General features: G+C 46.9%; 11 protein-coding genes and 1 riboswitch. Of the genes, 6 read left to right on the forward strand and 5 right to left on the reverse strand.

Annotated elements, in window-relative coordinates; translation table 11 throughout:
* Nucleotides 1–69: 69 nt before the first annotated feature.
* The 3 genes from J2X75_RS29770 to J2X75_RS29780 all read right to left on the reverse strand — a co-directional run bounded on the left by J2X75_RS29770 (nucleotide 70) and on the right by J2X75_RS29780 (nucleotide 3,780).
* A complete protein-coding gene (locus J2X75_RS29770; protein ID WP_036607285.1) occupies nucleotides 70–540 on the reverse strand; it encodes a C40 family peptidase in 471 nt (156 codons plus the stop codon).
* 3 nt (nucleotides 541–543) lie between these two features.
* Nucleotides 544–681, reverse strand: a riboswitch (cyclic di-AMP (ydaO/yuaA leader).
* Between the two features lie 245 nt (nucleotides 682–926).
* Entirely contained in the window at nucleotides 927–1,778 is an 852-nt protein-coding gene (locus J2X75_RS29775; RefSeq protein WP_307540811.1) for a hypothetical protein, read from the reverse strand.
* Nucleotides 1,779–1,788: 10 nt separating this feature from the next.
* A complete protein-coding gene (locus tag J2X75_RS29780) occupies nucleotides 1,789–3,780 on the reverse strand; it encodes a M1 family metallopeptidase (RefSeq protein ID WP_310343180.1) in 1,992 nt (663 codons plus the stop codon).
* A gap of 101 nt (nucleotides 3,781–3,881) precedes the next feature.
* On the opposite strand from J2X75_RS29780, the gene J2X75_RS29785 reads away from it, so the two are divergent.
* Nucleotides 3,882–4,385 carry a YwhD family protein gene (locus J2X75_RS29785; RefSeq protein WP_124118860.1) on the forward strand — a complete coding sequence of 168 codons (504 nt, stop codon included), beginning with the start codon at nucleotides 3,882–3,884 and terminating at the stop codon, nucleotides 4,383–4,385.
* A 197-nt stretch (nucleotides 4,386–4,582) separates the two neighbouring features.
* On the opposite strand, the gene J2X75_RS29790 is transcribed toward J2X75_RS29785, so the two are convergent.
* Nucleotides 4,583–6,661: a transglycosylase domain-containing protein gene (locus J2X75_RS29790; protein WP_310343184.1), complete on the reverse strand. Its 2,079-nt coding sequence runs from the start codon at nucleotides 6,659–6,661 to the stop codon at nucleotides 4,583–4,585.
* A gap of 412 nt (nucleotides 6,662–7,073) precedes the next feature.
* Here J2X75_RS29790 and speE point away from each other — a divergent pair, with 412 nt between their 5' ends.
* A complete protein-coding gene (gene speE / locus J2X75_RS29795; RefSeq protein WP_017691306.1) occupies nucleotides 7,074–7,901 on the forward strand; it encodes a polyamine aminopropyltransferase in 828 nt (275 codons plus the stop codon).
* Nucleotides 7,902–7,916: 15 nt separating this feature from the next.
* Nucleotides 7,917–8,786 (forward strand): agmatinase, encoded by an 870-nt coding sequence (speB, locus tag J2X75_RS29800; RefSeq protein WP_017691305.1) that lies wholly within the window; start codon nucleotides 7,917–7,919, stop codon nucleotides 8,784–8,786.
* 309 nt (nucleotides 8,787–9,095) lie between these two features.
* Here speB and J2X75_RS29805 read toward each other — a convergent pair whose 3' ends face one another.
* The gene (locus tag J2X75_RS29805) at nucleotides 9,096–9,227 is read right to left on the reverse strand and encodes a hypothetical protein (protein ID WP_017691304.1); all 132 of its coding nucleotides are present in this window, start codon (nucleotides 9,225–9,227) and stop codon (nucleotides 9,096–9,098) included.
* A 622-nt stretch (nucleotides 9,228–9,849) separates the two neighbouring features.
* Here J2X75_RS29805 and J2X75_RS29810 point away from each other — a divergent pair.
* The 3 genes from J2X75_RS29810 (at nucleotide 9,850) to J2X75_RS29820 (ending at nucleotide 13,006) form a co-directional block, all read left to right on the forward strand.
* Nucleotides 9,850–11,037 carry a WD40/YVTN/BNR-like repeat-containing protein gene (locus J2X75_RS29810; protein ID WP_310343190.1) on the forward strand — a complete coding sequence of 396 codons (1,188 nt, stop codon included), beginning with the start codon at nucleotides 9,850–9,852 and terminating at the stop codon, nucleotides 11,035–11,037.
* 218 nt (nucleotides 11,038–11,255) lie between these two features.
* Entirely contained in the window at nucleotides 11,256–12,737 is a 1,482-nt protein-coding gene (locus J2X75_RS29815; protein ID WP_310343193.1) for an alpha-N-arabinofuranosidase, read from the forward strand.
* Entirely contained in the window at nucleotides 12,737–13,006 is a 270-nt protein-coding gene (locus J2X75_RS29820; protein WP_310343196.1) for a DUF6171 family protein, read from the forward strand. Before J2X75_RS29815 ends, J2X75_RS29820 begins: the two co-directional genes overlap by 1 nt.
* The last annotated feature ends 62 nt before the right edge of the window (nucleotides 13,007–13,068 follow it).

Genomic DNA, 13,068 nt, shown 5'->3' on the forward strand with positions numbered 1-13,068 from the left:
GTTCTGTTATGCTTCTTGCTTCGTTCCAGTATGGTTAATGGTTACAGCATCATGTTGCTCAGCTTGTCCCTAGTCAAGGGCCAGTGATTCATATGCGTCCGTGCTCATAATCCGTTTCGCGCCAACATAACGATTGGCCCAATAGTTTTCACTCAATGCACTGATCGTAACGCCTTTGGAAGAAGAGGAGTGTGCGAACTTTCCATCCCCTACAAAGATTCCTACATGGGATACGCCTTTACCTGTTGTATTAAAGAACACCAGATCGCCAGCTCTCATTTCCATGCGGGATACGGAATCGCCCATGTCGAATTGGGAACTGGATTGGCGTGCCAAATCAATACCCAACTTGTCGAATACATACCGTGTAAATCCGGAGCAGTCAAAGCCGTTAAGCGTTGTTCCCCCACTTTTGTATGTAGTTCCCATTGCTGAATCAATTACTGTGTCCATCTTTGAATCTGCGAATGCGCTACCTGCACCAAGCGATAAAGCGAATGTGATGCTAAGTACAGCTGCGGTTAATTTCTTCTTGAACAAGAGATATTCCCCTTCCAACGCCTGCGAGGTTAGCTTAAGGATTCGGTTGAAGGTCCCCTATGATCCCTCTGTAGCAAGATCAATTCACCCATAACTGGTTCCCCCGCTTCCCAGGTGCCAGGAATTTGGCTATGCTAGTTATGCACCTGCGAAATCAAGAAATGACGATTTAATTTTAAGTAGTTACAAATATGAATGTAAAGATTACAAAGTTGTTACTAAAAACTCACTGCGATTATTGTAACAGAGGAGTACGGCTTTGGCAACGTTTAGCAACAAATTTAGCAAAAAAAACCTCGACCTTTGACGGGGAAAGGTTGAGGTTTGCCTATTTATAAGTACATATTAGGCCATGAGTTTAACATGTGATGGTAACAATTTTTAAACTATGTGCTCTCACCTTTGGATATTTTGGACTGCCATAATCGGAAATGGCTGCATATTTTCCACAGACTTAATAGACATCTGGCAAGTGGATACGTCTGTTGTAGTATAAGTCCGGTAAGTCCCGTTAATAACCATGAGGCTGAAGTGAATGCCCCAAAGACGAGCAGGTGTACTCCGCCCAGCAGGAGTGCAATGCCGATTACAGCGGTGAGATGACGCAGTGCAATCCAGAGTGCTTTGAGAGTACCGTGAGCCCCGCCTTCTCCTTCTGGTGCCGACACACCGAACTGCATGTAGAGTATGGCATGGTGGATGATCCAACCATATACAATCCAGGCAGCAACATAAGGTATACCAGGCAAAAGTAATTGAAGGGAATGAAATCCGTCCATGAGAATCGAGTAGAGCTTCGGTATGAGCCAGTAGGCGGGCAGAAGTATCAATAAAGTACGTATGGTGTGGAGCAGCAGCATCGGTTTCCACAGATTTTTGATTCCGCGGACAAAGGGGATGCGCTCTTCTGTAGAATTAAAGTGCTGAAGTGAGTAGAGCAGTCCTGCCTGAATGAGGGGGCTGATCAACATGCGAACCAGCAGCATGCCCCCTAGAATCCATAGATAACGATGAACCTCCGGATGGGTAGACAGGTTAAGTTGACTTTCCATTTTGAACAAAAGTGTACTCAGCTCCCCTGCATCAGCATCTGGATAGCGCAGGAGCAGTGGGATGACAGCCGATTGTACCATTCGATAGAAGAAATATCCCCAAATGAGTTGATAGAGAAATAAGAGTGCGGCAATGAACATATGCTGACGGACGAGAAACCAGCCTTCACGTATTTTCGCTTTCACCGTTTCCACCTCACCATGACAGACCTCCGAATATGGCTTCTATTAGTTTGGTTACACTCATGCTCCAGCGGGACTTCGCCCGCTCATCCAGTCCGGATTTCAGGAAATTGTTCATATGGCGGTTCTCCAGCACGATCGTGTACAGGGGATCGGTCATGGCCCAGGATACGGGGGATGTGTGAGTTAATTTATAGGTAATGCGGTCTTCTTTGCCATCCCATTGCTTGGTGAGGATATGTCCATCTTCAAAAGCAATTCGAACAGGAACGGCGTTGTAATCACTCCCTCTTTTTGCGATCGTCACGGATGACTCGTACAATGTTTGGCCGTCTTTCTGTACAGGCGTAACACGAATCTTCTCTACAGCAAAGTCAGCCATTCCGTTACCATAGACGTATTGGTCAAAATAATCAGACCAGGAAGTGCGGGTCACTTGTTCCACAACGTTTTGAAAATCAGCCGAAGTGGGATGTTTGAAGCGGTACTTCTTCACATAGGTAGAGAGAATGCGTTCCATCTTTTTTGTGCCGACTTGATGTTCGATACCAAGCAATACAAGCTTGCCACGTGTATAGACATTGGCTGCATACTCATTCTGTGAATCGAACTTCCAGGATTCTTGTGTTAAGGATGAAGGAGACGTAATCAGTCCCGATTGTACCGGCAGATTCGGAATCAATCCGTATTCCTGCTCCATCAGTTTGTCTTCTGCATATGAGGTGAATCCCTCATCCAGCCAGGCTTCTTCGAATTCGTTGCTGGCAACCATGCCGTAGAAGTACTGGTGTCCAATCTCGTGGACTACGGTACGTTCCAGGTCATAACCTGGGGTAGTATCATCGGCTCCAAAGGCCGTAACTAGCGTAGGGTATTCCATACCTCCAGCACCGTTCCCCGCTTTGGGTGGAACAACGATGGATAAGGTAGCGTAAGGATATGGGCCAAACCATTTGCTATAATTGGCTAGTGCGGCCTTCGCGGCATGGAAATAACGTTCTTTTAGATCCTGATGAGCAGGGTCCAAATATAACTTGATTCGTACACCAGGCACATTGGGTGCAGAGAAGGGTTCCTCGGCGTAGACAAAATCCGGTGAAGCTGCCCAGGCAAAATCATGTACATCATCGGCATAGAATTGATAGACCTTTTCTCCATTCTTCACCACAGCTTGCTGCGTTGGAAATCCGGTAGCAGCCACTTTGTATGTTTCAGGCACCCGAATACGTACACTATATATACCGAAGTCAGCGTAAAACTCTGAATTGCCATGGTACTGGTGCAGATTCCAGCCTTCCGTTGTTCGTCCACGTCTGCCCACAGGTTCATAGGCACTTAATTTGGGAAACCATTGACCTGCCATGACAAAATGATCAGCAGTTCCCATCCGGGCAAAAATCTTTGGCAGATTCACTTCAAATCGGGTGTGGAGTGTGATACTTTCCCCGCCTTTGACGGGTTTGGGCAGGCGTACTTTAATGAGGGTGGTGTCCTTGATATTTCCGTCATCTGGTTGCACATACTGCATCCGGTGCAGCAGAGAGAGCCCGTCCTCCGTTTTCATTTCGGTAATGTTCATGGAACCATAACCATTGGTAGGCATGACATCACCCCGAAGCTTTCCACCGGATTCCTTCATAAAGGTGGTGTCAGCAGAAGAGAAAGCGTTGGGATACATATGAAAGTAAAGCTCGCTGACGGTTTTTTTGCCTGGATGAGTCCAGGTGATCGTCTGAGTCCCTTTCAATACGTTTCCATCGACCAGCTTCACATCCATGTGATATTCCACAACACGGTTGCTGTACACTTCGGCTGTAGGGGTCTGTACACTTTCTGGAGGTGCTGGGGTTGGAGCTATTGCCTTGGGCTTGCCCGATTCGGGGGCGAGTACTGGCAATTCGGAATGAGTTGAGCGATTATAACCCAGAGTGATCCATATCCCTCCGGCAAGTACACACAGGGCCAGGGATGCAGTGAGCCAGCTCTTGGCGCGTCGTGGAATCATCGTTAAATACCTCCCGTTGACAAGCATCTAAAGCATGTATATGTTTGCAATGGGACAATTATTAGTTAAAATATTTGTATCAACCCTTGGAGGTTATAAACATGGACCAAAACGAGCAAAACGGCAAAAAACAGATTGCCTTGAATATCGTTAGTGCAAAAAGCAAGCATAAAGGCTTCGGTGCAGGCTCCATTGATCTGAATAACCTTTCCCCGGTCATTATTGATAATGGAGAGGCCAAAATCGATATCGGTGCGATGCATGCGAAGAGCAAGGTGGAACGCAATATCAAGTTCTCTACCAATCGTGAAGATGTGCCCAACGGACGCCAGGTATGGCTGGTGTGGGTAGCTGTCGATCGCACGGAGGAAGGCCAACTGTATGGTGGAGCAACGGCATGTGAGATGTGGATTGATACGGAAGCAAGACGTGGATGGAAACTGCTGGCGGAACATGTGAATCGCATGGATTATGCCTTGAAGCGTCGCTTCATGCTGGATGAGCTTGGACCCGAAGCTCGAGCTGCACTTAAGACACTGTTGATCTCACACAACGAAGAATGGTGGAATGCTTCTCCAGATGAATTGAAAGAAGCACTCGCCTAAGGCAGATCATTCAACACAGTATAAAAGAAAAAAACAAAAGGCCCCTCGACCGGAAAGTTCGGTTGGGGGTCTTTTGCTTGTGCATTAATCGTATTCAACGATCTGAATAATTATGAGTTTTCATCCGAAGTGAATTTCCAAATGCTTAATATAACCAGGGGTCATAGGTGACGTAACTAAGTCATCGCGTATTTGCGTCATTCTACCCACCAACGTTTGAAATCTCCCCACCAGGAATGTTTCTCTTCCTGTATGCCTTGTTGATTCTGTACCTGACGGGTCTTCTCATCTTCTCCAGAATCCGAATCATCCTTCGTACCATGACATACCTCTGTCGGTTCAGTACCATCAATAAAAACTTCCAATCGTTTCTCTTCGCAACCGTTGCCTGCCAGCTTGCCGGATTCCGGGTCAATATATACACTTACGACATGATCAGGCACGGTGAAGATTTTGGGTGGTACGCTCGCAAGTGCCTGCTCTGTGAACTGGGCAAAGATCGGCGCAGCCCGGCGGCCATCCGAAGTGGAGATGGCTTTGCCTTGGTCGTAACCAACCCATACCGCGGTGGAGAGCTCCGGTGTGAATCCAACCAACCAGGCATCTGTATTGGTTGTGCCAGTTTTTCCGGCTACCGGACGTTTAATCGCCTTAGACACCCGGTTGCCCGTTCCTCCATTTTCGAAGACACTTTCCATTAAACGAGTCAGGACATAAGCTGCTGCAGGTTCCACAACGGTCTCAGCCTTGGTTTGAGGCGATTCATAGAGCACACGTCCTGCGGCATCCGTCACTTGCAGAATGGCGACAGGTGGCGTCCGTTGTCCACCAGCAGCAATGACGGAAAAGGCCGACGCCATCTCCAACGGGCTGACAGGTGACGTTCCCAGTGCAAGAGAAGGTACGGCGCTCAGGTTGCTTGTAATGCCGAGGTTTTTTGCCATACTCACAACCTGCTCAGGACCGATCTGCATAATGGTGTTCACCGCATAGATGTTGTCTGAAGCGGCGATCGCTTGCCTTAGATCAATCTCACCCAGATACTTGTCTCCAAAGTTGCCGGGTTTATAGGTTTTGCGGTCATTGTCATAGTGAAACAGGGTAGGTTCACTGTTAAATATGGATGCACTGGTGAGCTGCTTGGATTCCAGGGCTGCCAGATACATAATCGGTTTAAACGCCGAACCTGGCTGGCGCGTTGTCGCCAGAACATGGTTAATCTGATTGGTGCGATAATTCTTGCCGCCCACCATGGCTTTGATGTAGCCCGTCCGAGGGTCGATGGACACCAGAGCCGTCTCCAGCTCACTTTTGGCATCCATACCCTTCGCTATGGCGTCTTCAGCTGCTTTTTGAACACGCAGATCCAGGGTGGTGTAGATGTTCAATCCCCCATGATCCAGCATCGCTTCACTGATTCCCAACTCTTTGATCGCCAGATTCCGGATATAGTCACGGAAATAAGGGGCGCTTTCCACCGTTTTACGCTCGCTTTCCGGTTTGAACGATAGCATTTTCTCATAGGCCTTATCCGCTTCGGCCTGGGTGATCTTGCCGATATCAGCCATGGCATTCAGCACAATCTTCTGTCGGTCTTTGGCATTCTTCATATGGTTATAGGGTGAATAGTAGGTAGGTCCTTTCGGGATTCCTGCCAACATGGCACTCTCTGCAAGATCCAACTGTTTGGCTGATTTGCCAAAATACATTCGTGAAGCCGCTTCGATTCCGTACGCACCATGCCCATAATAGATTTCGTTCAGATACATCTGCAAAATTTCATCTTTGCTGTATTTCATCTCCAATTGCGCCGTGTACATGGCTTCCTTGGCTTTGCGAGTCCATGTTTTCTCATGAGACAGATACAGGTTACGCGCCAGCTGTTGAGTCAATGTACTCGCACCCTGCGACATCTGCATATGTTCGAGGTTAACGAGCACAGCCCGTCCCATCCCTTGCACGTCGAACCCGTAGTGATTATAGAATTTGCGGTCCTCTACAGCCAGAGTGGCATTGACCAGATCTGGAGCGATATCCTCCAGTTGAACGGGTACAGAGTCTTTGCCACCTGCAGAGAAGGTAGCGATGACTTCACCTTGACTGTCCAGTAATCTGGAATTCCGATCAGAGTCTGCTAGGGGCAGGCTGGTTGCGTATAGATAGACCAATCCTGCAGCGGTAGCAAGTATGGCGAGCACGGCGAGCAGAGACAGGTTTTTAAACAATTTACGTACACGGAACCCGCGTTTGCGGGTCTTTTGATTTGGCTTGGTCATGGAACGGGCTCCTCTCTTTTCTTCCAGTATGGGACTTGATTGGCAGGGATATTCAATCGGGTGCATAAGCAATCAAAATGTAGCATTTTCGTCGGAAAAACCGTTTTGCAGTATAAACGTCAATCGCGTATAATGCAAAAGGGTAATGAAAAGGTAAGATTCGGCACAAGATACTAAAGCGCGTAAGGACGAACAGGCGAATAGTCATTGATTCATTGATTAGTCAGACGCTCTGCACGCTCAGGTCAATTTAATCTATATAATGAAGTGAACCGCGGACCTTTCCCGCAGGCCAGCAATGATAATGCGATATGGCGCCGAACGCTGGACGTGCTTGGGCGAACCGATTATAGTGCACAACACTTGGTCGGGTATGGCTGATCATTAACTTTACGGAAAGAAGGTAGAGATTATGGAATTGTGGTTTACGGAGAAACAGACCCCGGTATTCGGGATCACCGCGAAGATTAAGCAGACCTATGTTACAGAGAAAACGGATTTTCAAGATTTGGCCATGGTAGAGACCGAAGAATTCGGTAACATGTTGCTTCTTGATGGCATGGTGATGACGACTGTAAAAGACGAATTCGTATATCACGAAATGGCGGCACACCCTGCGCTGAACACTCACCCGAATCCGAAAAAAGTTCTGGTTGTCGGTGGCGGCGATGGCGGAGTCATTCGTGAAGTCATTAAACATGCTGCTGTAGAAAAAGCAGTTCTCGTCGAAATTGACGGTAAAGTTATTGAATACTCCAAAAAATATTTGCCTGAAATCGCCGGCAAGTTGGACGAGCCTAATGTTGAAGTGCTCGTAAACGACGGCTACATGCATATTATTGAACATAAAAATGAATACGATGTGATCATCGTAGACTCTACGGAGCCTGTAGGCCCGGCTGCGCCATTATTTGAGCGTGGGTTCTATCAAGGCATCTACGAAGCATTGAAAGAAGACGGAATCTTCGTTGCCCAAACGGACAACCCTTGGTTCAAGGCGGATCTGATCCAGAAGGTGAACAAAGACGTCAAAGAAATCTTCCCGATCGTACATGTGTACGGCTGTAATATTCCAACCTATCCAAGTGGTTTGTGGACATTCACTATGGGCAGCAAGAAACATGACCCGCTCGAAGTGGATGAGACTCAAATCCCGGAGATGGATACCAAGTATTACTCTCCGCGTCTGCACAAAGCAGCATTTGTACTTCCTAAATTCGTGGAAGATTTAACGAAATAAAAGGGGAAATCATTAATGAAACTGGATCAAGCTTATTCAGGAAACGTATTTATTTGCAGCTCTGAGGATTATGAGAACTCCAAAGCGGTTATCTATGGCATGCCGATGGATTACACTGTCAGCTTCCGTCCGGGTTCCCGTTTCGGCCCATCTCATATCCGTCAGGCATCGGTTGGACTTGAAGAGTACAGCCCATATCTCGACAAAAGCATTGTAGACATGACATACTTTGACGCTGGAGACCTGCTTTTGCCTTTCGGTAACGCGGGACGCAGCCTTGAGGTAATTCATGAATACATCGGAAGTCTGCTTGCTGACGACAAATTCCCAGTTGGTCTCGGTGGTGAGCATCTGGTTACTTGGCCAGTCATCCAACAGATGTACAAGAAATACCCGGATCTTATCCTGATTCATATTGATGCACACGCTGACCTTCGTGAAAACTATGAAGGCGAGCCATTGTCCCACTCCACACCAGTGCGTAAAGCAGCTGAGTTGATGGGTGGCCAAAACATCTATCAGTTCGGTATCCGTTCCGGTTCCCGTGAGGAGTTCCAGTATGGTCGCGAGAACATCAACTTCTATCCATTTGAAGTGGCAGCTCCGATGAAGGAAGCTCTTCCGAAGATGGGCAACCGTCCGGTGTATGTGACCATCGACATTGATGTGCTTGATCCGTCAGCAGCACCAGGAACAGGTACAGCAGAGGCGGGCGGTATTACGTCCAAGGAACTGCTTGAAGCCATTCATATGATCGCGGGATCTGATGTAAATGTAGTTGGTTGTGACTTGGTTGAAGTTGCACCAATCTATGATCCAACACAACAGACACAGATTGTAGCTGCGAAGCTGATCCGTGAAATGCTGCTTGGATTCGTGAAATAATCACAGAATAATCGATAATTATAACGCTCTCTGTCTGCGCGGTTTCAGATTTGCGCAGGGGAGGGCGTTTTTGTATTGTTAACTTTTGGACAGAGCTGTGCTATACTGACTACATAAGTATTCAGTAGTATATTAATTGATATATTACATTCGTGAAGTATATGGTGATCGGGTTCGGTCATATACTAAAAAAGAGTCTTCACCGCGTCAACGGTAAAAACTCTTAGGACCCGAAAGGCTGTGGATTGCCACGGCGCGCATGAACTAAATAATGCAATTCAAGCGAAACCCACCGTCAGGCGTCCAACCTTATGAGGTGGGTTTTCGCTTGCTACGAAACTTTTTGCGCAACCAACGGTAAAGCTTTCGCCCACTCAGTACAATACTGAGGATCGCAGCAATCCATCGGATTACATCAAGCAACGCCACAAGTTTGACCATCGACGTCACCCCTTTTCGGGAAGCTGCGCCGTGGTCGGGAAAACATCCACCGATATTCAAAAGTCCATAACATTAATTATAGCACGTATGTTCCCCTGACTCTACCATTTATTTCATGTGTTAGTATGGACTCTCCTCTTACGCAGATATCGTGCCTTGGTATGACTCTATCTTAATATTTATGTATAATATGGAAATAGAGGAAGGTGAATGTGTATGCGTGTGATTCGGGCTCAATTGAGTATGTATCCCAAGTGGCTAACTGCAGTTTTTATAGTGTTTGTCATCAATTTTGTATTAGCAGTGACGATATTTCTCAACTTCACGTTGATAGTGGCTGATCTGGCCATGCTTTTTGCTGCATATAGTATTCGTGAATATAAATACAACAAAATATATTTTAGTTTATGCCTTTTATTAAGTATCAGTTTTGTTATTCTTGCTGTGGTGACGTATCCCATTTAACTTAGAGTACACAATGTTTGGTGATGAACCACCCTTGCCTACATGATCCAATCATGGGTAAAGGTGGTTTTTTTCTTGCGAAATTGTCATCGGGGTTAATCAGATTGTTACGTTAGAACCATCATATTTGGGTAAAACCATAAAAGGAGGTGTTACGATGACAACCAAGAGTACGATGACATGGAAACGGATTGGTGCACTCGCATTATCGTTAACGCTGGCTTGGGGGATGGGTACGGTACATACGCTATCAGGTGCTAACGCCGCATCCTCACAGGCATGTGGAAAGGGAGATCATGGACTATCTGCTACATTGAAAAAGGGTAGCGGTGTGGAAGAGCAACACCTGCAATTTACGGACATTGATTTTCTTAATGATACGACTGGACGAGCTGGGGGTGAGGGCTTCCTGATCGGCACCTCGAATGCAGGATGTACGTGGCAGTCCATATATACCGGCCAATGGCAATTCACACAGCTTGATTTTCCGAATAATATGAACGGATATGCGCTGGCGCGAGTGAAGGATTCACCTGCAACCTATCTGGTCCGTACCAATGATGGGGGATCGCACTGGACGCGGATTGATACACCGGGCATTCAATTCAAGCGAATCGATTTTCGCAATAAAGATGTAGGTTTTGGTTACACCTATAATGGTGCATATCAGACGAAGGATGGCGGGGTAACCTGGAGTAAAATGAATACACCTGCCAACACGCGTGCAGCTGCCTTTGCAACAGAGAAACAAGGGTATGCCGTCGTGGTTGTACCTGGATCGGGATATCATCTGAAGCAAACGAGTGATGGCGGCAAAAACTGGACCACCTCTCTTCGAGTTGTCTCAGACACATGGAGCGGAGCGGATCTGTATGCACATGGCCAGCAAGTATGGGCCCTTCTGTATGGTGATGCAGGCATGTCCCAACAATCCTACTCCCTCTATGCGAGCGGTAATCAAGGCAAGAACTGGACCCAAGTATTTGCGCAATCCACAGCAGGGGGAGGTCCTGCACCAGGTACAAACAGTACGGGCAAAGGGAACGGGCCAGCCAACCCGGGTGGTCATCCCGGCAACATGGCGTTGATTGGTAATCAGACGGCTTATCTGTCTGCAGGTTCACCCGCAGCTGGCAAAGTGGGTATTGGACGTTCTTATGATAAAGGTTCCACGTGGAAAAATATTGACCTGAAAGATCCGGGATACAGTTCTCGTATCTCGTTCCCATCGGCCAAGACGGGTTGGCTCGTGGTAACAAGTGATAACTCTCCTGCGATCTATCAGACTACAGATGGTGGAACGACGTGGACGCAAAAAATGTTGTTGCCTTCAGAGCAGGATTAAGTAGCCTGTTATTCTGAAATAACAATCGAGCAAATCCAAATTAGAAATGAATAAAAATCAATTTGGTATGCCTCTGCATGAATTTCTATAACAAACAAGCCTCTTCCTAATCAATTACACAGGAAGAGGCTTGTTTGTGTAGAAATAAAAACGGTTGAAACCTACTCCAAAACGAGTTATTGTAAGCGATAACAATAAAATTTATGGGGGTTGAAATCATGGTTGATGTTATTTTAAAGGCAGATTCAGATCAAGGATTAATAAATCGCAATATATATGGTCACTTTTCCGAACACTTGGGACGTTGTATTTATGAGGGGCTGTGGGTAGGAGAAGATTCACCCATTCCGAATACGGATGGGATTCGAAATGATGTATTGACGGCCTTGCAGAAGCTTAATATTCCAGTACTTCGCTGGCCAGGCGGTTGTTTTGCCGATGAATATCACTGGAAAGATGGTGTAGGTCCGAAGAGTGAGCGTGCTCGTATGATTAATACACACTGGGGCGGTGTGGAAGAGAACAATCACTTTGGTACACATGAATTCATGAGATTATGTGAGTTGCTCGGCACGGAGCCATATATTAGTGGCAACCTGGGTAGCGGTACAGTGCAAGAGATGCAGGAATGGGTGGAGTACATCACGTTTGACGGCGAATCCCCGATGGCGAACTGGCGTAAGAGTAACGGTAGGGAAGAACCGTGGAAAATGAAGTATTTTGGCGTGGGAAATGAGAACTGGGGATGCGGCGGCAATATGCGTCCTGAATATTATGCGGATGAATATCGCCGGTATGCTACATATGTACGTAACTATTCCGGGAACGAGATTTATAAAATCGCTTGTGGGCCCAACGAAGGCAACTATGAATGGATGGAAGTCCTGATGCGGGAGGCTGCTCGCTTTATGGATGGGATTAGTCTTCATTATTACACCATCCCTACAGGAGAGTGGAATGATAAAGGTGCAGCTACAGGATTTGGTGAGGCTGAATGGTTCACCACCTTGAAAAAGACGCTCCATATGGATGAATTACTGGTGAAGCACTCCGAGATTATGGACAAATATGATCCAGAGGGCAGAGTTGGCATTATTGTGGATGAATGGGGTACGTGGTATAACGTTGAGCCGGGAACCAATCCAGGATTCCTGTATCAACAGAACACGATGCGGGACGCTGTGCTTGCAGGTGTTAACCTGAATATTTTCAACCAACATAATAAACGGGTACACATGGCAAATCTTGCGCAGATCGTCAATGTACTTCAATCGCTTGTGCTCACGGAAGGGGACAAAATGCTCCTGACCCCTACGTATCATGTATTTGATATGTATCAGGTTCATATGGATGCGCAGCGACTGGATTTGAATTATGAAAGCCCTGGGTATACCTTCGGAGAAGAAACCATTCCTCAGCTCAGCTTGTCAGCCTCCCGCAACAAGGATGGGGTCATTCATGTGACAGCTTGTAATCTGAGTCATACTGATGAGTTGGAAGTTGTGTGCCAGCTGGACGCAGCTCAAGCGGCTAAAGTAACGGGGCAGATTCTGCACCATACTGATTTTGGTGCATTCAATACCTTTGAACAGCCGAATCATGTTCAGCCTGTGGCGTTGGAAGGACTCACACTGGAGAATAACACCTTGCGTTTTGTTCTTCCTCCAGCATCGGTTGGGGTCATCGCTGTTGAGGGTTAATGATGAAAAGGCAGGAACCTTGCAAGGGCTGTAATGATCAGTACGATGTGAAGATTAGCGATGCCAAAATGGTCAGACTTGTGGAGATTGCCTCGCGTTCGCGTCCGACGGTACAGGATGAGGAATATGAACGGCGATTATCCATCTGCTCTGCCTGTCCGGGATTGCAATATGGCACAACTTGTCGGCATTGTGGTTGTCTCGTACAGGTGCGAGCGAAGCTGAGTGAGTCGACATGTCCTTTTCCTTATGAATCCCAATGGGCCTGATCGGATGAACGAATCTTATTATAATGAAGCAAAAGGGAGTTGCACTTTACAGGTGCGGCTCT

The sequence above is a fragment of the Paenibacillus sp. 2003 genome (genome assembly GCF_031455635.1).
Classification (GTDB): Bacteria; Bacillota; Bacilli; order Paenibacillales; family Paenibacillaceae; genus Paenibacillus; species Paenibacillus amylolyticus_B.

Excerpts from the sequence above, each read along its gene's own strand:
- J2X75_RS29780 (WP_310343180.1), bottom strand. The coding sequence starts at position 3,780 with ATGATTCCACGACGCGCCAAGAGCTGGCTCACTGCATCCCTGGCCCTG.
- J2X75_RS29785 (WP_124118860.1), top strand. The coding sequence starts at position 3,882 with ATGGACCAAAACGAGCAAAACGGCAAAAAACAGATTGCCTTGAATATC.
- J2X75_RS29790 (WP_310343184.1), bottom strand. The coding sequence starts at position 6,661 with ATGACCAAGCCAAATCAAAAGACCCGCAAACGCGGGTTCCGTGTACGT.
- speE (WP_017691306.1), top strand. The coding sequence starts at position 7,074 with ATGGAATTGTGGTTTACGGAGAAACAGACCCCGGTATTCGGGATCACC.
- speB (WP_017691305.1), top strand. The coding sequence starts at position 7,917 with ATGAAACTGGATCAAGCTTATTCAGGAAACGTATTTATTTGCAGCTCT.
- J2X75_RS29805 (WP_017691304.1), bottom strand. The coding sequence starts at position 9,227 with ATGGTCAAACTTGTGGCGTTGCTTGATGTAATCCGATGGATTGCTGCG.
- J2X75_RS29810 (WP_310343190.1), top strand. The coding sequence starts at position 9,850 with ATGACAACCAAGAGTACGATGACATGGAAACGGATTGGTGCACTCGCA.
- J2X75_RS29815 (WP_310343193.1), top strand. The coding sequence starts at position 11,256 with ATGGTTGATGTTATTTTAAAGGCAGATTCAGATCAAGGATTAATAAAT.
- J2X75_RS29820 (WP_310343196.1), top strand. The coding sequence starts at position 12,737 with ATGATGAAAAGGCAGGAACCTTGCAAGGGCTGTAATGATCAGTACGAT.